We start from the raw sequence: 20,292 nt of genomic DNA, 5'->3' as shown, positions 1-20,292 counted from the left end.
CTGAGAACTGAGAACTAGTCCGCAGCTACCGCCACCGGCTTCTTCTCCGTGGCCTTGATCAATTCCACATCTAGGCAGAGCGACTGCAATTCGCGAATCAGCACGTTGAACGATTCCGGAACGCCCGGCTCCATCGCGGCCTCGCCTTTGACGATGGCCTCGTAGATTTTGGTGCGTCCGTACACGTCGTCCGACTTCGCGGTGAGCAATTCCTGCAGGATGAACGCCGCGCCGTACGCTTCAAGAGCCCAAACTTCCATTTCTCCGAAGCGCTGTCCGCCGAACTGCGCCTTGCCGCCCAGCGGCTGCTGGGTGATCAGCGAGTACGGACCGATGGACCGTGCGTGAATCTTGTCGTCCACCAAGTGCGACAGCTTCAACATGTAGATATAGCCGACCGTAACGGGCTGTTCGAATTTCTCGCCCGTCATGCCGTCGCGCAAGCTCGTCTTGCCCGAGGTGGGCAAGCCCGCGCTCGAGAGCAGCGCTTTGATTTCCGATTCACGAGCGCCGTCAAACACGGCCGATCCCATGAACACACCCTTAGCAAGCGTAGGAGCAACCGCTTCCAGCTCGTCTTCGCTCATGTCAGCGATCGTTTCCGCAAGCACCGTGTCTTTAAACAGCGCCTTCAAGTCACGCCGAATCGCTTCCGAACGAGTGTTGTGCTTTAGGAGTTCGGTGATCTTCTCGCCGAGTTCGTGACCCGCCCAACCGAGGTGAGTCTCGAGAATCTGTCCCACGTTCATACGGGAAGGAACACCCAGCGGGTTCAGAACAATCTCAACCGGCGTGCCGTTTTCGAGGTACGGCATATCCTCTTCCGGCAGGATGCGCGCGATCACTCCCTTGTTACCGTGGCGTCCGGCCATCTTGTCGCCGACGCTCAGCTTGCGCTTCATGGCGATATAAACCTTCACCAGCTTGATCACTCCCGGTGGCAGTTCATCACCCTTGGTGAGTTTGTCCTTCTTCTCGTTGACGATCTTCTTGAGCACGTCGATCTGGCGAGACGTCATTTCTTCGATCTCGTCGATCTGCTCGTTGACACGCGGATCCTTGTCGGCGTACTTGATGCGCTTCAAATTGCGCGTCGAAATACGTTCGATGGTGTCGCGGTCCAGAATGCCGCCCTTGGTCAGAAGACGCTTGTTGGTGCGCTCGTCGTGCAGATCAGCCTGCACTTCTTTGCCACCAAGAATCGCTTCCAGGCGCTTCAAACGCTCGTCGGTAAGAATTCGGATTTCGTCCGAAAGGTTCTTTTCCAACTTCGCAATCTGCTCGCCTTCAATCGACTTGGCGCGTTCGTCCTTTTCCTGACCCTTGCGGGAGAAGATCTTCACATCCACCACTACGCCTTCGATTCCAGGCGGGCAGTAGAGCGAAGCATCGCGGACGTCGCCAGCCTTTTCGCCGAAGATCGCGCGCAACAGTTTCTCTTCCGGAGTCAACTGGGTCTCACCCTTGGGCGTAACTTTGCCCACGATGATGTCGCCCTGCTTGATGGTCGCGCCGATGCGGATGACGCCCGCTTCATCCAGATTGCGCAGCGTGGTTTCGCTGACGTTCGGGATGTCGCGCGTGACTTCTTCCGGACCGAGTTTCGTATCGCGGGCTTCGAGTTCGAATTCCTCGATGTGGACGGAGGTGTAGTAATCCTCCTTCACCATCTTTTCCGAAACGAGGATCGCGTCTTCGAAGTTGTAGCCGCGCCACGGCATGAATGCCACGAGCACGTTGCGTCCGAGCGCCAACTCGCCGAAGTCCGTGCAGGGACCGTCCGCAATGACTTGTCCCTTCACTACGCGCTGGCCTTTTTTCACGATCGGCTTCTGGTTGATACACGTGTTCTGGTTCGAGCGCTTGAACTTGGTGAGCTGATAAATGTCGCTGCCCACTTCGCGCGAAAGCTGCATCGGATGATGCTCGCCTTCCACGCGCACAATGATGCGCTCGGAATCGACTGAGTCAATGATGCCGTTACGCTTGGCCAGGATGACTGCGCCCGAATCGCGCGCCGTCACGCCTTCCATACCGGTTCCAACAATCGGAGCCTGTGCACGGAGCAGAGGAACGGATTGGCGCTGCATGTTCGCGCCCATCAGCGCGCGGTTCGCGTCGTCGTGTTCAAGGAACGGTACGAGTGACGCAGCGACCGAAACCAACTGCTTCGGGCTGACGTCGACGTAGTCCACTTCCTCGCGGTTGACGAGAACGAAGTTGCCCGCCTTACGAGCGTTGACCAGCTCAGAAGCGATGCGGCCCTTCTCATCCAATTCAATGTTCGCCTGCGCGATCGTGTGACGATCTTCTTCCCAGGCGGACAAGTAGAACGAGAACGGCTCAATCTCGACCGGCTTTTTGCGGCGTTCCTTCAAGTCGGCATTGATCTTTTCGATTTCGCTCTTTTCAAGATGATCGCCAACCTTGAAGTCAGCGTCGCCCGCATTTACGACGGTCACGTAGTCGACCACCCGCGCGTTCTTAATCTTGCGATAGGGCGACTCGATGAATCCGTAATCGTTGATGCGCGCAAAACAGCTGAGCGACGAAATCAATCCAATGTTCGGACCTTCCGGCGTTTCAATCGGACAGATACGTCCATAGTGCGTCGGGTGCACGTCGCGGACTTCGAATCCAGCGCGTTCGCGCGACAAGCCGCCCGGCCCAAGGGCTGACAGACGCCGCTTGTGCGTGATTTCCGACAGCGGGTTCGTCTGATCCATGAACTGGGAGAGCTGCGACGATCCGAAAAATTCGCGGATCGCAGCCATCACCGGCTTGGCATTGACCAGGTCGTGCGGCATCGCCGTCGACATTTCCTGGTACACGCTCATCTTTTCCTTGATCGCCCGTTCCATGCGGACCAGGCCGATACGGAACTGGTTCTCGAGCAGTTCGCCAACCGCGCGAACACGGCGATTACCCAAGTGATCGATGTCGTCCACCGCGCCGATGTTCTTGCGCAGCTTCAGCAGGTACTTGATGGTCGCGTAGAAATCCGTCGGATCAAGCGTCCGCTGTTCCAGGCTGGTTGCTTCCTGGTTTTCGAACAGCTTGATGTTGAACTTCAGGCGGCCCACCCGCGAGAAGTCATACTTCCGCGGATCGAAGAACATGCCCTGGAACAATGCCGTCGCCGTATCCAGCGTTGGCGGATCGCCCGGACGCAGCTTGCGGTAGATCTCGATCAGCGCTTCCGAAGGAGTCTTGACCGAATCGCGCCGTAACGTCTGGCTGATGACCGTGCCCACGTCGTCGCGCTCGGGGAAGAACACGCTCATCTCGACAACGCCGCCCGATTCCAGAATCTTGGCAACCTTGTCAGCAGTGATTTCCGAGTTCGCTTCGAGCAGCACTTCGCCCGTCGTCGTGTCGACGATATCGCTGGCCGACCACGCGCCTTCAAGATCGGTCGTATCGATTTCGATCTCAGTGATCTTCGCTTTCTGAATTTCCTTGAGAATCGCGGCGCTGATCTTGCGGCCGGAATGTGCCACTTCTTCGCCGGACTTCGACTTGACGCTGTGCGCCAGCTTCATGCCCAGCAGGTTCGTCGCCTTGTCGCTGGTCGGATCAAGCGTCCAGAACAACTTGTTGTCGCGGACCGCCAGCCGATCAACGGTGTAGAACGTCCGCAGAATGTCCTCGCCCGCCCGCAGTCCCAACGCGCGCAGGAAGATCGTGCCCAGAAATTTGCGCTTACGGTCGATACGAACGTAGAGCACGTTTTTCTGGTCGTACTCAAACTCAACCCACGATCCGCGGTACGGAATGATCTTGCCGAGGAAGTAGGTGCGGTTGTTGGCGGTCTCGAAGAACACGCCCGGCGAGCGGTGCAACTGGCTGACGATTACGCGCTCGGTGCCGTTGATGATGAACGTGCCGTTCTGCGTCATCAGGGGAACGTCGCCGAAAAATACTTCCTGTTCCTTGATATCGCGAATCGAACGGTTGCCGGTCTCGGGATCCTTGTCCCAGATCGTCAAGCGCATTGTGACTTTAAGCGGCGCGGAGTACGTCATGCCCCGCTCTTCACACTCCGCTACGTCGTACTTCAACTGCAATCCAACCGGGTCGCCGCACTTGTTACAAAAATCAGGCGTGTTCGCGTTGTACGTGCCGCACTTGTGGCAGAGCACATCGCCCGGATGAAACGGATCGGTGATGACGGTGGATCCGCAATTCTTACAAGTGGTGCGCAGGTGATGCAGCCCTTTCAAGTGGCCGCACTTGCACTCCCAGTTGCCGATCGCATAGTCCACGAACTCGAGCTGCGAGACATTGCGGAAGTCGGTGATTGGAAACACAGACTGAAATACAGCCTGGAGACCGCCGTCTTCGCGCTCGCTGGGCAGCTTGTCCATCTGCAAGAAGCGTTCATACGATCGCTTCTGAACCTCGATCAGGTTCGGGATCTGGATGGTGGCCGGAATTTTTGAAAAATCAAAACGTTTGCGGAAGGTGTTATGCTTTGCCATTCTCAGGGACTCCTGCTTTCAGGCAGCCTGGGGGCTTGCCGTGCAACGCGGAACAAGAGGCGCGATGAAGCGCCGAAAGACTACTCGTGGGCGGTATGCGCGGAAAATAACAGCGGGCACCGGCAGGGACAAGTCTGTCCCCCGGCGCCTCGCTCGACGCTTGCTGCTAATCCTGTTGTAAAGTTCCGCGCCAGTTCAAAAGGCCTGTTCCGTCCCGCCGCCCGCGGGACCGGCTGCCAAACTTGATTGAGCGATCCGCTTTCCTGGTGATACCTGGTTTGCCTTAGGAGAACAGGGTCGCTACCACCTCGAAGTCAGAATACCGGGTGAGTATATAGATACTAACACCCTCACCCGGGATTCATCTACTTTTTCGTCAACGGTTGCCTGTGGAAGACTGTGGAAACCACAGCTCTTCCGGCACCTCGAAGCCTACTTCACTTCGACAGTTGCGCCAGCTTCCGTGAACTTCTTCTTGATGGTCTCCGCCTCTTCCTTCGAGACGCCTTCCTTGATGCTCTTCGGTGCGCCGTCGACCAGATCCTTGGCTTCCTTCAAGCCCAAGGCGGTGACTTCACGTACCGCTTTGATTACATTGATCTTATTGGATCCAACGTCCTTCAGTACGACGGTGAATTCGGTCTTTTCTTCCGCCGGAGCTGCTGCCGCCGCTCCGCCTCCGCCGGCAACCATCACCGGGGCCGCTGCCGCCGCCGAGACGCCCAAACGTGTTTCCAGTTTCTTGACCAGTTCCGCTGCTTCCAGCAAAGACAGGCCAACGATTGACTCTTCCAACTGCTGCAGATCTGCCATTTTGTCTCTCCGCTATTTAAATTGGTGATTTCGCCATCCCATCGCCGGGTTTCCAGTGCGACCAGGCCTACCTCTCGGCGCCAGACAACGCCAAGTCTCAGCCGCGCAACCCCCGCTAAGGACAGCCAAATCTTTTCTGACCAGCTCGCGCCAGTCGAAACTTGTAATCGCTTCTAGCTTCTGGCCACTCGCATCCAGCAAGCAGAACCTGTTCGCTAGTAGCTAGCAGCCAGTAGCTAATAGCTGCCTTTACGCTTCTTTGAACTTTTTCTGCTGCACACCCTGGTCGATCACCACCGCCAGGTTCCGTCCCACCGCGTTCATGGCCGTAACCAGACGCTGCGACGGAGCATTCAGCATGTACAGAAGTTTCGCGTAGATTTCTTCCTTCGACGGCATGGTCGCGAGCGCTTCGATGTCCTTCACCGTGACTACGCGGCCTTCGACCACTCCAGCCTTAAAGGTGAACTCCGGATTTTCCTTGGCGTACTTCGCAAGGACTTTCGCTAACGCGACCGGATCGCCTTCCGTGTACGCAATCGAAGTCACGCCCGACAGATTCGTGAGCGCCTGCTCGATCTTGGTGCCCTTGCCGGCGCGTTCCGCCAGCGTGTTCTTGACCACGCGATATTTCGCGCCGGAGGAGCGCAGCGTCTTGCGCAACTCGAAATCCTTGGCAACCGTCTGCTTCGTGTAGGTAGCAACGATCACGCTGGACACATTCTTCAAATCGCCGCTGAGACTCTCAACTTGCTCTTTTTTTCGTGCTCGAGTAACCGCCATATCCAACCCTTTCTTATGTGGCGCCGGCGTCTCGCCGGCCCGAAAGCCGAGCAAAGCTCGGCAGTTCTATCCCTAGCCGGCCGAACTTAGACCGCCGTCTTGGATGCAGCTTCAATCGCCGTCGTGTCGAGCGAAATCCCAGGTCCCATCGAGGAACTCAAGTAGCAGGCCTTGATGTACTTGCCTTTCGCCACAGCCGGTTTCGCCTTGATCACGCTCGAAATCAACGTGGTCGCGTTATCGACCAGCTTGTCGGGCGTGAAGGAAATCTTGCCCACCGGCACATGGACCAGCGCTGTCTTGTCGGTACGGAATTCCACTTTGCCGGCCTTGACTTCCTGCACCGCGCGTGCGACGTCGATCGTCACAGTGCCCGTTTTCGGGTTCGGCATCAGCCCCTTCGGACCAAGCACTTTACCCAGGCGGCCCACCGACTTCATCATGTCGGGAGTAGCGATGAGCGCGTCGAAATCCGTCCAGTTTTCCTTGGTGATCTTCTCGACCATGTCTTCGCCGCCGACAAAGTCCGCGCCTGCTGCTTCCGCTTCGCGAATCTTGTCGCCGCTGGCAATGACCAGGACTTTTTTCGATTTGCCCAGACCATGCGGCAGAACAACCGTCCCGCGCACCATCTGGTCTGCGTGCTTGGGATCCACTCCCAGGCGCAGCGTCACTTCTACGGTCTCATCGAATTTTGCGTATTTCACTTTTTGCAGGAGAGGAACCGCTTCCTGCAATGTGTAAGCACGCGCTTCAATCGCTTTGCGCGACTTCTCGATATTCTTTCCAGACTTCTTCATTTTTCCCTCGTCTCCCACCGCTGAACGTTGTCTCGATCAGCCGTGGTAATTGTGACAAAGCTACTAGCTTCTAGCCTCTCGCTACTAGCTACCAAACCCATAGCTTGCTAGAAGCTAGTGGCTAGAAGCCAGATCTCTACCCAACTACTTCAATTCCCATCGACCGCGCCGTTCCGCGAATGCTCTTGATCGCGCTATCCACGGTTGCTGCGTTCAGATCCGGCATTTTTTGCTTCGCGATGTCCTCGATCTGCTTCGCGGTCACCTTGCCAACCTTATCTTTGTTTGGAGCACCGGAACCTTTGGCAATCCCGGCAGCGCGCTTCAACAAGATCGAAGCCGGAGGCGTTTTCGTGATGAACGTAAACGTACGGTCGCTGAACACCGTAATGACGACCGGAATGATCAGGCCTTCGAGTTCTTTCTGCGATGTACGTGCGTTGAACTGTTTGCAGAACTCCATGATATTGACCTGCGCCTGACCAAGCGCCGGACCAACCGGAGGCGCCGGCGTAGCCTTGCCTGCCGCAATCTGGAGTTTTACTGAACCTGTAGCTTTCTTTGCCATATTCTCTTTTTCCGCCCCGCCTGCGAGCCTAGGATTTTCGACTCACCAACGCGAAGCTCATCAAAACTAACTTCTGCAACAAACTGCGAAGGACGAACGACCGCTCTATGCCACTTTCTCCACTTGTCCGAATTCCAATTCCACCGGAGTCGAGCGTCCGAAAATCGTCACCATAACTTTCAAGGTCTCACGATCTTCGTTCACTTCATCAACCACTCCCGTAAACGTTGCGAATGGACCTTCGCTGATGCGCACGGTTTCGTTCTTCTCGAATTTGACTTTGAGTTTCGGTTTCTCGCGGCTGTCGGCAACTTTATAGACGATGTGGTTCACTTCATCCGCTGACAGCGGCGTCGGCTGCTGTCCGGTGCCGACAAATCCCGTGACGCGCGGCGTGGCTTTGACCACATGCCACACGTGGTCGTCCATATCCATTTCGACCAGCACGTAGCCGGGATAGAACATGCGCTCAGAGGTGTATTTCTTGCCGCCGCGAACTTCGGTGACCGACTCGGTCGGGATCAGCACTTTGCCGATTTTGTCCTGCAACCCGAAAGCCTGGACCCGCGATTCCAGCGATTCCTTGACCTTGCGCTCGAATCCTGAATACGCGTGGATGATGTACCACTTCATATTCGGATTCTTGGGAGGCTCCCCAGCCGCGGTTGCATCAATCGGCGGTGGCGGATTGCCGTCGCCCGCTGCGGCCTGGTTCTTTTCTTCGTCCGGCATAGATGACTTCTTTCGCTCGGCCTGCTGGCCCGAGAAAACTACCTGCGCGAGAAATAATGGAGCAAGCGATCCAAGCTGCTGCTGATCGCCAGGTCCACGATCCAGAAATAAAAAGCAAACAGGAACACGGTGATGATGACCACGGTGGTCGTCGCCTGCACTTCCTTGCGGGAAGGCGAGTTCACCTTTCGCATTTCCGTGCGCACATCGCTATAAAAACTCTTAATGCGCTCCGGCCAGGACTTCAACGTGGTCGTGATTGCATTCTGCTCTACCGCTGTCGCCATACCTCTCCCACTTTCCTCGACTGCTTCCCGCTCCAAATCTGGCAGGGGCGGAGGGATTCGAACCCCCAAGTTCGGTTTTGGAGACCGACAGTTTAACCGTTGAGCTTACGCCCCTGTAAACAGTGGTCAGTGGCTAGTGATTAGTGGCTAGTCTCGCTGCCTTTACTAATCACCAAACACTAATCACAAATCACTTCACTTCCTTGTGCGCCTGGTGCTTGCGGCACCGCGCGCAGAACTTCTTCAGTTCAATGCGATCCGGCGTCGTCTTACGGTTCTTCGTCGTCGAATAGTTCCGCTCTTTGCACTCACCGCACTGCAACGTAATAATCTCTCGGGGCATATCAAACAGCTCCTGGCTTCTGGCTCCTGGCTTCTAGCTCGGAACCTCTTCGTCCCCAGCGATTCTTGTCGCCGGGAAATCTGCAATCATCGGCAGCGATTCTAGCTACTAGCCAGAAGCTAGTAGCTAGAAGCTGCATTTATTGAACAATCTCCGCAATCGTGCCGGCGCCGACCGTATGGCCACCTTCGCGAATCGCAAATCGCAAGCCCTTTTCCATCGCCACCGGAGTGATCAACTCGATCACCAGGCTCACGTTGTCGCCCGGCATCACCATCTCCGTGCCCGCCGGCAACTCCGCAATCCCCGTCACGTCCGTCGTTCGCAGATAAAACTGCGGACGATAGCCCTTGAAGAACGGCGTATGTCGTCCACCTTCTTCTTTCGTCAGAATGTAGACTTCCGCCTTGAACTTGGTGTGCGGCGTGATCGATCCACCCTTCGCCAAGACCATCCCGCGCTCGACATCTTCTTTCGCGATGCCGCGCAGCAACAGTCCAGCGTTATCGCCTGCCAGACCTTCGTCCAGTTGCTTCTTGAACATTTCGACGCCCGTCACCACCGTCTTGCGCGTCTCGCGGAAGCCAACGATTTCTGCTTCTTCGCCAACCTTCACCTTGCCACGCTCAATACGGCCCGTAACGACCGTGCCACGGCCCTGAATCGAGAAGATGTCTTCGATCGGCATCAGGAACGGCTTGTCCAGTTCGCGTGCCGGTTGCGGCACGCTCTTGTCCACCGCTTCCATCAATGCGTCGATCTGCTTTTCCCACTTCTCTTCGCCGTTCAGGGCACCCAGCGCCGACAGCCGAACTACCGGCACGTCGTCGCCCGGGAACTTGTAGGTCTTCAGCAGTTCGCGTACTTCGAGTTCAACCAGATCGAGCAACTCGGGATCGTCCACCGCGTCGCACTTGTTCAAGGCAACGACGATGTACGGCACACCGACCTGACGGGCCAGAAGCACGTGCTCACGCGTCTGCGGCATCGGACCATCGGTCGCAGCGACCACGAGAATCGCGCCATCCATCTGCGCCGCGCCGGTGATCATGTTCTTGATGTAATCCGCGTGACCCGGGCAATCCACATGTGCGTAGTGCCGGTTCGCCGTCTCATACTCGACGTGCGCGGTCGCGATGGTTATGCCACGAGCCTTTTCTTCCGGCGCGTTGTCGATCGAATCGAACGACCGGAACTTAATGTTCGGGTTGTGCTTCGACAATACCTTCGTGATCGCCGCCGTCAACGTCGTCTTGCCGTGGTCGATGTGACCAATCGTCCCTACGTTGCAGTGCGGCTTATTTCGATCAAATTTTTCTTTCGCCATGTTTTAGCTTTGCCTCGCTTTTCAGCTATGTCAGTAGTACCGGTAAAGTTTCGGGAAACGGGTGCGTAGCGCGATGTCCACGTCTTCAATCTTCGACAGGTAAAACTCGCGTATCTGCCCTTGATCGGAAACGGTCAGCGACTGGTACAGCAACTTCGCCGCTCCCAGCTTGATTTCCGCGATCACGTCAATCGTACCGGCCGCCAGGATCGCATCCCAGTCTCGAATGCGGATACTCTGCGCGCCCAGCTTCTTCAGATACTTCGTGATGCGGTCTGCCGCAAATACCTTCTCGACTGCCGCCTTCAGTTCTCCGAAGGCCTGTTCGTTATCTACTTTGATTGTTGCCTGCTCAAATGCCATTGTCATTCAACCCTGCAGTTCTAAATCCTGGAGCGGGAGACGGGAATCGAACCCGCGACCAACAGCTTGGAAGGCTGTGACTCTACCACTGAGTTACTCCCGCGCTTCCGCAGCGGCTAAAGCCGCTTCTTCTACGACTCTCAGCGGCACGGCTAAAGCCGTGCCCTTCCACAAAACCTTCCTACATGCCTTCTTGAAACTCTGGAGCCGATGATCAGGATTGAACTGATGACCTCTCCCTTACCAAGGGAGTGCTCTACCAACTGAGCTACATCGGCTCGCAAAACTCAGCAAACTCAACTTGGCTACTTGCTACCGTCCGGATGAATCGCATCTTTGCGCCGGACAATCGTCTTTACCGCAAACAACGCCAGAATTGCCAACGTTGCCAGACGAAGTTTTTCGTCCGTCAGCGTGATCCACGACAAAACCGCAATCACCGCGTATGCGACCATCGCCAGGCTGAAACGGCTCATCCGCATCTCGCTGCCAACTCAACACTGGTGCACAGGGAAGGATTCGAACCTTCGTACCTCGCTAGGAGGGACAGATTTACAGTCTGTTGGCTTTAACCACTCACCCACCTGTGCGAAAACTGAAATCGAGCCAACATCCAAAACAAACACACCTTCGTTACAGCCTTGCTCATTCGGGAAACGAAATGCAGGAGGTCATGCCCGACGAAAACTGGCTGGACACGAACTTGCTAAACACCTGCGACCTGCCGGAAAGTGCTTTGGTGGAGTGCGTTTAACTTTTCGCTACTCGCGCGTAATCTCCGCGCAAACCTTGCTTTTGTTTCCGGAAAACCGTTTTCCTGGAGCTGGCGAAGGGATTTGAACCCCCGACCCTCTGATTACAAATCAGATGCTCTACCAACTGAGCTACGCCAGCAAAGTCGGAAGCATGCCGTAGGCACAATACTTCCTGTCCGATGCCGTGGACAATTATTTAAGGTATCACAGGGGTTAGGGGCGCGCAACCGTGGGCGGGAGACTGACGCAGGCGTTTGTAAATTCCGTACGCGAACTCTTCTTTCGCCCCACTGGGGCTAGTCACATTCCGCTTCTTACCCACGGCTCGCGCCGTGGGCTGCATTCTCTGGCCGCTTCGCGGCTGGAACCCCGACGCCTTACTCGACGTTTCGACAAAATCCCGGCTCTCTAGCCTCCAGTTCTGAGAACTGAGAACCGGCAACTGAGAACTGCCTCAAAGTGCTATCATGCCAAACTCATAAGCCCTTCATGCGGATCAAACGCGCCCTCCCTGTTCTGATCGTCGTGCTCGCCATTGCCGCCGCGGTAGTGGCCATCGTCCAACTCCGCAAACGCGCGCCTCCGGAAGCGGTTCGCCTGCTTCCCGGCGCCGACGGATTCTTCTATATCAACCTGAAGTGGATTCGCACTTTTAACGCCACCAACCAGCTGCCGCCCGTATCCCACGATCCGGAATACCAGAAGTTTGTCGAGGAGACGGGTTTCCAGTTCGAGCGCGATCTGGACGAGGCCGGGTTTGCGGTGCACTATCCGGGAAGTTGGGGAAATGGCGCCACCGGCGGCGAGGCAACCGAGGCGCGTTTCTCCGAAATCTTCGTCGGCAAGATCGATTCGGGACGATTGACAACATACCTCAAGAAGATCGCGTCGTCCGTGGACAACTACAAGGACTTCGAAATCTATAACGTTCCCATCGAGGGCCGTACGGTGCGGGTCGTCTTGCTTTCATACGACAGCGTGGCGGTGTCGAATCATCCGGATGAAAACGTGATTCGCGGCATCCTGGACCGCTCCCGCAAACTGGCTTCCCCGTTCGGCGGACCACAGTTTCTGCGGCAGTATTACAAGAAAGTGCCGTTTGCCAGCCTGTCCTGGGCTATTTTGCGGGTCGATCCGTCGCAACCGATTTCGTTCAGCGGGCCGAGCGGATGGGCGCTGCTGTTTCCCAATCCCGCGGTCGCGGTGGTTTCCGGACGCTATCTCCGCGCCCTGCATTTGCGCGCCGAGGCCTTTACGCAGAGCGAGGATGACGCGAGCGAGGTCGCCAGCCGGATCGGAACATTTCTAAATGTCTTTCACTCCGCCGAAACCAGCATCGGCGCTCAGGGCACCGATGTCGATGTGAAGGCGTTTTTCGAGAGCCTGAAAGTAGAACAGTCGGGAGATCGGGCGATTCTGACCGCTACTGTTCCCCCAGGGTTCATCAAGAAGGCACTGGCTGAGGCACAGACGGAAACGCCTGCTCCGGCGGGTGGGCCGAAAGAACCGCGCAAGAAGTCGCGGTAAGTAGAGTGGGGCATGAGATCGTCCGGCGACTCTGGACTGCAATTTTCTTTTTGAGCTGTCATCCTGAGCGAAGCGAAGGATCTGCTGTCCTCTACTGCACAAGAAAGCAGGACTTTCACTTCGTTCAGGATGACAGTTTGTTGAGGGAGGAGCCAGAAGAACCGAAGCTCCGGCCTGCAACGATTCACTTGCTTCCTTGTAACGATTTGTCCGGATGCCGCATCTCTTCAAAGAGCGGCATTGCCGTTGCTGCCGCTACAATGAAACTATGTCCGCCTCTCCATCGCCGCTCGCTGCGTTTGCCGCGGGATTAATCTCGTTCCTCTCACCCTGCGTCCTTCCGCTGGTGCCGGGATACGTTTCCCTGATCTCCGGAGTGGGTGTGGAAGAGTTGAAGTCGCAAGAAGGACATCTCTTCCGCAAAGTGATGCTGAATTCCGTGGCGTTCATTCTCGGGTTCAGCATCGTATTCGTTACGCTGGGCGCGGCCGCCACGGAGCTGGGAGAATTGCTGCGGATGTATCAGTCGGTGATAGCCCGCGTCGCCGGGGTCGTTATCATTCTGTTCGGACTACATCTGACCGGTATCTTTCAGATCAAGGCTCTTCTCGCTGATACCCGCATGCACGGACTCAAAGGTGGTTCCACTCCTTGGGGTGCCTTCGTAATCGGATTCGCATTCGCCTTTGGCTGGACACCGTGCGTAGGACCGATCCTGGCCGTGGTGTTGGGGATGGCGGCGACACAAGACACCGTCTGGAAAGGCATTTTTTTACTTGCCATCTACTCGGCGGGCCTGGCGGTTCCGTTCCTGCTGACGTCGCTGGGGATCGGGCGATTCCTCAAGTTCTATAACCGTTTCAAGTTTCACATGCACGCTCTCGAAGTTGCCAGCGGGGGATTGCTGATCGCTCTGGGAGTACTACTTGTCATGGGTCGGCTTACACTGATCTCAGGTTGGTTGTCGTTCCTGAACCGTTTTGCGTTGTAGCAGGAGTTAACTGGTGAAAAGAAATCCTCTTGTCCCTATCGTGGTTGCAGCGATCGTTGCTGCGATGTTGTTCGCCGGTATTCACGCTGCCCGCAAGAACCGCGCCTCCGGATCGGTCACTGCACAATTCCGCGGACAACCGGCGCCCGACTTTGAACTGCAATCTCTCGACGGCAAGAACGTTAAGCTCTCCGATTTCCGCGGCAAAGCTGTGCTCCTCAATTTCTGGGCAACGTGGTGCGGACCCTGCAAGATCGAGATGCCGTGGTTTGTCGAGCTGCAAAAAGAGTATGGCCCGCAAGGATTCCAGATTGTGGGCGTGGCCATGGACGATACCAGTACTGACGAAATTGCCAAGTTTGCCAAGGAGATGGGAGTGAACTACCCGGTTCTGCTGGGCAAAGAGTCCGTAGGCCAGAGCTATGGCGGTGTGGGCGTGCTCCCAACCACGTTCTTTATCGATCGTGACGGCAAGCTCCTGACCCGCGAATTTGGCCTGCAAAGCCGCAGTGTCTTCGTCGACCACATCAAAGAGGCACTGGGCCAGGCGCAATCGGTACAGGCGCAAAAGTAACGTCGTAGGCCGGCAGGGGTTGAGATACCTTTAACTGCATGAAATTGATGGTCGCATCTTCGCTCGTTCTGCTGCTGGCCAGCGCCGTTGCTCAGGATGCGCCAACCATGAAGCCGGTCGTAAGCATGGCCCCGGCTCCCCTGGTGACAATCACCCAGGGCAAAGCATCACCCGTGCCGCTTTCATTTCGTGTCACTCGCGGATATCACATCAACTCCAACAAGCCGAAGTCGGAGTTCCTGATTCCAACCGCCCTGAAAATTAGCGCCACCACCGACATCGTCATCGGAGGAACCACGTATCCCGACGGACGCGACATGAGCTTCGCGTTCGCGCCCGACGAAAAGCTCAACGTGTACACCGGGGATTTCGAACTGGAAGTTTCCGTTCGTCCGCTACGTTCCGTACAGCCCGGCAAGTATGTAATGCGTGGCAATCTGAAATATCAGGCGTGTGACAACTCCGCGTGTTATCCGCCGCAGCAACTTCCCATCAGTTTTGATGTAAGGATCGGCAAAGCCGCCCCCGCCGCCCGGAAGAATCCCGCCCAAAGCCCGCATTCGCACAAGTAAATAAGGTCAGAGGTCAGAGGTTAGATTGCAGAGGGAACTTCCCGCTGCGGGCCACGATTCGATGTGGTTGCTCGAGGCTCGGGGCTCGTAGCGCGTAGCCCTTTCGCTAGTCCAGGCCGCGCCGTGCCGTGAGCCACCATCCAGTTGGACCCGCGGCGTAGAAGATCATGAAGAGAAACAGCAGTGGGACGTGATCGAGTTCCGCTCCAAAGTATCGCCAGGCAGGAACACTGTGTCCGGGTCCCCACCACGTCGCCAGTGTGAGACTCACCATGTGCAACATGCCCGCCACCGAAGCCACTCGGACGAACACTCCAAAAATCAGGCTGACTCCGATGAATAGCTCCACCACGCCGACCAGATATCCGAAGAAGACAACGTGCGGAAGGATGACGTGGCTCAGCACCGGGCGGTAGAAGCCGACTGCAGTCTGCTGAATGAAGCCTTCGAGGTAGTGCGTGAATCCCGTGTGTGCGAACTCACTGCCAAATACTTTGTACTCACCAAAGAAGATGAAGAAGATTCCCACACCAACCCTGGCAACCAGTAACGCCTTGCCGAGAATACCGTCCGGTTGTTTCGTCAATATTCTCTCCTAGCGGACCACATGCATCGAACGCGCTTTGTCCAGTTGACGTGTGAGCGTGTCGATTCGAGCCTGCAAAACATTACGGATCGAAAGCATTCCCAGCAACCGGCTGTCGTCATCGACGATCGGCAGATGCCGGTAATGACGTTCCACCATCGTCGCAAGCGCCTCCCCCGGAGTGGTATCGAGCGTCGCCATCTCGACCGGAGTGGTCATCACTTCTCGAATCGGAATCTGGGCCGGCTCTCGCCCGCTCAACGCAACCCGGCGCAATACATCGCGCTCGGTAAAGATCCCTGCAATCCGGGTATTCTCGTCAAGCACCGCGACCGCGCCCACCCGGCGATCTAACATCGTTCGAATCGCCTGCTCGGCGGTAGCGTCAAGCGGAACCGACGCGCCTTCCACGTCACACATCTCCAGGATATTCATCTTACTTTTTCGCCCCCAACTCATTCTTGAAAACTTTGCCGTCTGTCATCACGAAGGCGACTGCGCCGAGGACTTTTATGTCCGCCAGCGGATCGCCGGAAACCGCGATCACGTCGGCCCATGCGCCCGGTGCGATCACTCCGATCTTTCCCTTCCTGTCTAGCAGGTCGGCGGCCCGCGAGGTTGCGCTCTGAATCGCCTGCATCGGCGTCATTCCAAATTCCACCATGCGCGGAAACTCCTGTGCGATCGGCTCCGTCCACGGAATTCCGCCAATGTCGGTTCCAAAGGCAATCTTCACTCCCGCTTTCACCGCTTTGCGAAAGGATTGCTCGTGTTCGGAAGCGCGCCTGCGATCACGCTGGCCATCGGGAGTATCCGCCGGTGCCCAGTCAGAATAATAGGGACTCAGCGTAGCGCACAGCCAAGTGCCTTGCTTGATCATTTGCGCGATCATCGCGTCGGTGAGCGCGAGCCCATGCTCGATCGAGTCGCATCCACCGTCGAGCGCCCGCTGCAGCCCTTCGCCGCTGTAAGCGTGGCAGGCGACCTTTTTTCCCCAGCCATGAGTCTCGTCGACGATCGCTCGCAGTTCCTCGACGGTCAACGTCGGCTGCGAAACCAACTCGCCGTTCTTCCCGACCCAGGACCGGTGCGTCATGTAAACCTTGATCCAGTCGGCACCGTGGTCGAGTTGCTCGCGGGCCGCTTTCCGCGCTTCTACCGGTCCATCCACGATTTCGACACCCTTCGGCACTTCGATCTCGGGCGCGTACCCTTCCAGCGGATATCCCCCGGTCGTTGAAATCGCACGCGTCGAAACAAACAAGCGCGGGCCGGGAATGTATCCGCCTTCAATCGCCATGCGGATGCCGACATCGCCGTAGCCCGCTCCTTCCGTTTCCATATCGCGCAATGTTGTGAATCCCTGTTCGAGAGCACGCCGCACCGCAACCGTTGCTCGGGCTGCCCGGTACGCCAACGGAAATTTCAACAACTGAATGTCATATCCACCTTCAGCGGGATCTTCCCCTTGAAGAAAAATATGGGTGTGGGCGTCAATCAAGCCGGGAAGAACGGTGGCCTGTGAAAGATCGACTACCTCGGCTCCCGCCGGGATGTGAGCGGTGGCGGCGTCCGAAACTTCGACGATCTGGTTCCCGCGAATGATGATGACCTGGTTGCGCCGCGGCGAACCCGACTCTCCGTCGATGAGCACGCCTGCGCGGATCACCGTTATGGCCTTCGACACCGGGCCACTCGGCTGCGCCCAGCTTGCCGCAACCGCGGCAAGTACAGTCAGCAGGATCAACCAGCGCTTCAACGGGAACCTCCGGGAAGGCTGGATTGTACTCCGGACGCTGCGCCTTACGCAGTTAAAAATGTCACCGAGCGGGCCTGGATTCGAGTGCGGGGGCGGAACGCGCGACGCGCAGCAGGAAACCAGAATGGCCATCTCCGCTAAACACAAGCGAGGCTCCGCCGGACTCAAGCAGCCGGCGCGCTACCACTCGTTGCACGTGGTGGAGCGTTCTACGAAACGAATCCTGTCGTACGGTCGTTGTGATCGGTGTTTCTCGGACATGCGCCCATAACTCAGCCCCCGACGCACTGTCCTTGAGCTGCAACGTGACATCCCCATGCCGTGGTTGTTCTTCGATCAGGCGCCCGACCAGGTATTGCAGCGCGAGTCGCAGCCGCGGCTCGGCAAGTTCGAGGGTGGTGTCGCAAGAACCTGTCAGAGCCAGCAGGACCTGCCGCTCATGAGCGACCGGCGAAAGCTTTTCGACAACTTCGCGCAGCACAGGCAGCAACGGGGCGGACGACTGCGAAATGTCGTCGGACTCCGCGTCCAAATACTCCCGCATCAGGCGAACCACTGCAATCACGCGATCCGTCTGTTCGAGCGCCCCTGCAACAGCATCTTGAGGAGATCCAGCAATTTCATCCGTCGAAAGCTCCAGGGAACATCGAAGCGTGGTGAGGGGCTGGCTCAACGAGTGCAACAACTCACCCAGTACCGCCTGATCCTGCTCGCGCGCCAATCGATGCTGCGAAGCAATGCTCATGCCGCAGCTCCGTTCGGCCCAAGTTCATAGCCGACTCCGCGCACGGTATGGATCAGTGCGGGAGAAAATCCGTCATCCACTTTGCGTCGCAGGTAGTTGATGTACACATCCACCACGTTGGTCGTGGAATCAAAGGTCAGGTTCCACACGTGCTCAATAATCATCGCCCGCGTCAGGCGACGGCCTACGTTGCGCATCAGGTATTCGAGCAACGCAAATTCCTTGGTGGTTAAGTCGATGCGTCGACCCGACCGCTCCACCCTGCGTTCCACCCGGTCCAACCGAAGATCGCGCACGGCCAACACCGACTCCGAGGGCAGATGACAACGCCGCAACAACGCCCGCGCTCGAGCAGACAATTCCAGAAACGAAAACGGCTTCACCAAATAGTCGTCGGCTCCCATGTCGAGGCATTGCACACGGTCTTCGACGCGGCTGCGCGCCGTAAGAATCATCACCGGCAAACTGGGCTTGCGCTGCCGCAGACTCTTCAAGATCGCGAGACCGTCAATGCCAGGCAGGTTGAGATCAAGGATCAAGAGGTCGTAATCAAACTCCAGGGCCATCGTCCGCCCTTGCTCACCATCACTGGACGCGTCCACCGCGTAGTGTTCCGCCTCGAGACCCTTGCGGATGAAGCTCGCCAGCGCAATATCATCTTCCACGATCAGAATTCTCATGAGCTTGGTCTAACCTTCACCTGAACAGGATTTCATTCTCGGCTGGATCGACCCCGGACACAAGATAACGAAGCTGCACTTTAGGACGTGGGGTTCCTGAAAAGAGAAAATGAACGCAGGGAAGAAGACCAACAAGAAAGATGGCAGAAGAATCTCTCAATGGTGCGGGGCCAGGTTTACCAGGGTCCAGTTCGGATCTTCAGACGCCCAGGCTGTTGCGGATCGCCCCAACGATCGCTTCGGCCAGCCGTTCCATCTGTTCCTTCGATTCCGCTTCGATCATGACTCGCGCCAGTGCCTCGGTCCCCGAATAGCGCACGACGACGCGGCCGTTGCCATCGAGTTCGCGCTCTGCGGCAGCGATCGTTTCCTGCACCGCGGGAATCTGCGCAAACGGAACCTTTTCCCGCACGCGAACATTGCGAATCGTTTGCGGAAACACTTTCAAATCGCCAACCAGTTCTGCCAGCGACTTGCCGGATCGAATCATGATTTCCATCACCCGCAACGCCGTGAGCAATCCATCGCCTGTGGTTGCGTCTCCGTCACGAAACAGGATGTGGCCGGATTGTTCGCCACCCAGTGTTGCGCCCACGCGCTGCATTTCTTCCAGCACGTACTTGTCGCCAACATTGGCACGAAGCATTCGAATGCCGGACCGTTTCAATGCCAGTTCCAATCCCATATTCGACATCGTCGTGGCTACAACCGTGTCATTCGCGAGCACGCCGCGCGACTTCATATCCCGCGCAGCCACCAGCAAAACCGCATCTCCGTTCACGACCCGCCCGTGCGCATCGGAAAACAATGCGCGGTCAGCGTCGCCGTCGAACGTTACGCCGAGATCGAATGGCCCCGTCTCTTCGACCATGAAGCGAGCAACTGTCTCGGGATGAAGAGCACCGCATTGCTCGTTGATGTTTTGTCCATCGGGCGCGGCATGGAGAAACTTCGCCAGGATCCCCAGCGCTCGAAATAGTTCGGGAGCCTCGGCGGCGGCCGCGCCATTGGCGCAATCCACCACCAACCGCAGAGGTTTCATCTCTGCCGTGATACTTGATGCCAGCGACCGGACATACGCATGGCGAAGTTCCGCATCTCCCGGAAGACTCGAAACCGTTGAGGCTGAGTCGGGCGGCGCCTCCTGCGAATCTTGCAGGAGCGCGAAGATTTCCTTCTCGATCGCTAGTTCGTGCGAATCAGGAAGCTTGTAGCCGTCGCCAGAGAACACTTTGATCCCATTGTCGGTCCACGGATTGTGCGACGCCGAGATCACGACGCCCGCATCGAAACGCTGCGAACGCGCCAGGTAGGCAACGCCTGGAGTTGTAATCACCCCCGCGCTGCTCACGGTCACGCCCACGGATGCCAGTCCCTGCGAAACGCGATCCGCAATCCAGCGGCTCGATTCCCGTGTGTCCTGCCCGATCACCACGCGCGCGTTCGCATTTCCGCGAATCAAATCGTGGCCCAGAGCCCGTCCAATCCAATACGTGCTTTCGCGTGTCAGCGGGAATTCTCCCGCCACGCCCCGAATTCCGTCCGTTCCGAATAATTGTCGTGTCATGAAAGAGAGCTCTTAGCGTTTAGCTCGTAGCTTGTAGCG

21 protein-coding genes and 5 tRNA genes are annotated in these 20,292 nt (G+C 57.0%); 4 read left to right on the top strand and 22 right to left on the bottom strand.

Translation table 11 applies throughout. The features are described from left to right. Nucleotides 1-14 precede the first annotated feature (14 nt). The 16 genes from rpoB to HY010_22010 form a co-directional block, all read right to left on the bottom strand. On the bottom strand, nt 15-4,481 hold the full coding sequence (rpoB, locus tag HY010_22085; protein MBI3478426.1) for a DNA-directed RNA polymerase subunit beta: 4,467 nt from the start codon (nt 4,479-4,481) through the stop codon (nt 15-17). Nucleotides 4,482-4,913: 432 nt separating this feature from the next. Next, on the bottom strand, nt 4,914-5,294 hold the full coding sequence (gene rplL, locus HY010_22080) for a 50S ribosomal protein L7/L12 (GenBank protein ID MBI3478425.1): 381 nt from the start codon (nt 5,292-5,294) through the stop codon (nt 4,914-4,916). Between the two features lie 249 nt (nt 5,295-5,543). Continuing rightward, nucleotides 5,544-6,077 carry a 50S ribosomal protein L10 gene (locus HY010_22075; GenBank protein ID MBI3478424.1) on the bottom strand — a complete coding sequence of 178 codons (534 nt, stop codon included), beginning with the start codon at nt 6,075-6,077 and terminating at the stop codon, nt 5,544-5,546. Between the two features lie 86 nt (nt 6,078-6,163). Next, nucleotides 6,164-6,877 carry a 50S ribosomal protein L1 gene (locus HY010_22070; GenBank protein ID MBI3478423.1) on the bottom strand — a complete coding sequence of 238 codons (714 nt, stop codon included), beginning with the start codon at nt 6,875-6,877 and terminating at the stop codon, nt 6,164-6,166. A gap of 136 nt (nt 6,878-7,013) precedes the next feature. Then, a complete protein-coding gene (gene rplK / locus HY010_22065) occupies nt 7,014-7,445 on the bottom strand; it encodes a 50S ribosomal protein L11 (protein MBI3478422.1) in 432 nt (143 codons plus the stop codon). Between the two features lie 105 nt (nt 7,446-7,550). Then, entirely contained in the window at nt 7,551-8,177 is a 627-nt protein-coding gene (nusG, locus tag HY010_22060; GenBank protein ID MBI3478421.1) for a transcription termination/antitermination protein NusG, read from the bottom strand. A gap of 38 nt (nt 8,178-8,215) precedes the next feature. Continuing rightward, nucleotides 8,216-8,464: a preprotein translocase subunit SecE gene (gene secE / locus HY010_22055; GenBank protein ID MBI3478420.1), complete on the bottom strand. Its 249-nt coding sequence runs from the start codon at nt 8,462-8,464 to the stop codon at nt 8,216-8,218. Nucleotides 8,465-8,503: 39 nt separating this feature from the next. Next, nucleotides 8,504-8,579, bottom strand: a tRNA-Trp gene (locus HY010_22050). 75 nt (nt 8,580-8,654) lie between these two features. Further along, on the bottom strand, nt 8,655-8,807 hold the full coding sequence (rpmG, locus tag HY010_22045; protein MBI3478419.1) for a 50S ribosomal protein L33: 153 nt from the start codon (nt 8,805-8,807) through the stop codon (nt 8,655-8,657). Nucleotides 8,808-8,946: 139 nt separating this feature from the next. Beyond that, the gene (gene tuf / locus HY010_22040; protein MBI3478418.1) at nt 8,947-10,134 is read right to left on the bottom strand and encodes an elongation factor Tu; all 1,188 of its coding nucleotides are present in this window, start codon (nt 10,132-10,134) and stop codon (nt 8,947-8,949) included. 30 nt (nt 10,135-10,164) lie between these two features. Next, nucleotides 10,165-10,503, bottom strand: a complete 339-nt coding sequence (locus tag HY010_22035) for a hypothetical protein (protein ID MBI3478417.1) — start codon at nt 10,501-10,503, stop codon at nt 10,165-10,167. A gap of 22 nt (nt 10,504-10,525) precedes the next feature. After that, nucleotides 10,526-10,600: transfer RNA gene (locus tag HY010_22030), tRNA-Gly, on the bottom strand. 99 nt (nt 10,601-10,699) lie between these two features. Next, nucleotides 10,700-10,775, bottom strand: a tRNA-Thr gene (locus HY010_22025). 27 nt (nt 10,776-10,802) lie between these two features. Beyond that, on the bottom strand, nt 10,803-10,973 hold the full coding sequence (locus HY010_22020; protein ID MBI3478416.1) for a hypothetical protein: 171 nt from the start codon (nt 10,971-10,973) through the stop codon (nt 10,803-10,805). 25 nt (nt 10,974-10,998) lie between these two features. Then, nucleotides 10,999-11,087: transfer RNA gene (locus HY010_22015), tRNA-Tyr, on the bottom strand. Nucleotides 11,088-11,315: 228 nt separating this feature from the next. Next, nucleotides 11,316-11,391: transfer RNA gene (locus tag HY010_22010), tRNA-Thr, on the bottom strand. Between the two features lie 350 nt (nt 11,392-11,741). On the opposite strand from HY010_22010, the gene HY010_22005 reads away from it, so the two are divergent. The 4 genes from HY010_22005 (at nt 11,742) to HY010_21990 (ending at nt 14,916) form a co-directional block, all read left to right on the top strand. Continuing rightward, on the top strand, nt 11,742-12,779 hold the full coding sequence (locus HY010_22005; protein ID MBI3478415.1) for a hypothetical protein: 1,038 nt from the start codon (nt 11,742-11,744) through the stop codon (nt 12,777-12,779). 268 nt (nt 12,780-13,047) lie between these two features. Beyond that, nucleotides 13,048-13,770, top strand: a complete 723-nt coding sequence (locus tag HY010_22000) for a cytochrome c biogenesis protein CcdA (protein MBI3478414.1) — start codon at nt 13,048-13,050, stop codon at nt 13,768-13,770. 64 nt (nt 13,771-13,834) lie between these two features. Beyond that, nucleotides 13,835-14,344, top strand: a complete 510-nt coding sequence (locus HY010_21995; protein ID MBI3478413.1) for a TlpA family protein disulfide reductase — start codon at nt 13,835-13,837, stop codon at nt 14,342-14,344. 38 nt (nt 14,345-14,382) lie between these two features. Next, nucleotides 14,383-14,916, top strand: a complete 534-nt coding sequence (locus HY010_21990) for a disulfide bond formation protein DsbC (GenBank protein MBI3478412.1) — start codon at nt 14,383-14,385, stop codon at nt 14,914-14,916. A gap of 106 nt (nt 14,917-15,022) precedes the next feature. On the opposite strand, the gene HY010_21985 is transcribed toward HY010_21990, so the two are convergent. The 6 genes from HY010_21985 to glmM form a co-directional block, all read right to left on the bottom strand. Next, the gene (locus HY010_21985; protein ID MBI3478411.1) at nt 15,023-15,502 is read right to left on the bottom strand and encodes a DoxX family protein; all 480 of its coding nucleotides are present in this window, start codon (nt 15,500-15,502) and stop codon (nt 15,023-15,025) included. Nucleotides 15,503-15,511: 9 nt separating this feature from the next. Then, the gene (locus tag HY010_21980; protein MBI3478410.1) at nt 15,512-15,937 is read right to left on the bottom strand and encodes a CBS domain-containing protein; all 426 of its coding nucleotides are present in this window, start codon (nt 15,935-15,937) and stop codon (nt 15,512-15,514) included. A 1-nt stretch (nt 15,938) separates the two neighbouring features. Beyond that, nucleotides 15,939-17,261: an amidohydrolase family protein gene (locus HY010_21975; GenBank protein MBI3478409.1), complete on the bottom strand. Its 1,323-nt coding sequence runs from the start codon at nt 17,259-17,261 to the stop codon at nt 15,939-15,941. A 61-nt stretch (nt 17,262-17,322) separates the two neighbouring features. Then, nucleotides 17,323-18,006 (bottom strand): HAMP domain-containing histidine kinase, encoded by a 684-nt coding sequence (locus HY010_21970; GenBank protein MBI3478408.1) that lies wholly within the window; start codon nt 18,004-18,006, stop codon nt 17,323-17,325. Beyond that, nucleotides 18,003-18,686, bottom strand: a complete 684-nt coding sequence (locus tag HY010_21965) for a response regulator transcription factor (protein MBI3478407.1) — start codon at nt 18,684-18,686, stop codon at nt 18,003-18,005. The genes HY010_21970 and HY010_21965 overlap by 4 nt, the downstream gene beginning before the upstream one ends. 199 nt (nt 18,687-18,885) lie before the next feature. Further along, the gene (glmM, locus tag HY010_21960; GenBank protein ID MBI3478406.1) at nt 18,886-20,253 is read right to left on the bottom strand and encodes a phosphoglucosamine mutase; all 1,368 of its coding nucleotides are present in this window, start codon (nt 20,251-20,253) and stop codon (nt 18,886-18,888) included. Nucleotides 20,254-20,292 lie beyond the last annotated feature (39 nt).

The sequence above is a fragment of the Acidobacteriota bacterium genome, assembly GCA_016196065.1.
GTDB lineage: Bacteria > Acidobacteriota > Terriglobia > Terriglobales > Acidobacteriaceae > Acidiflorens.
Note: the sequence above shows the minus strand (reverse complement) of the source record. Positions and strands in the feature narration are given on the sequence as shown.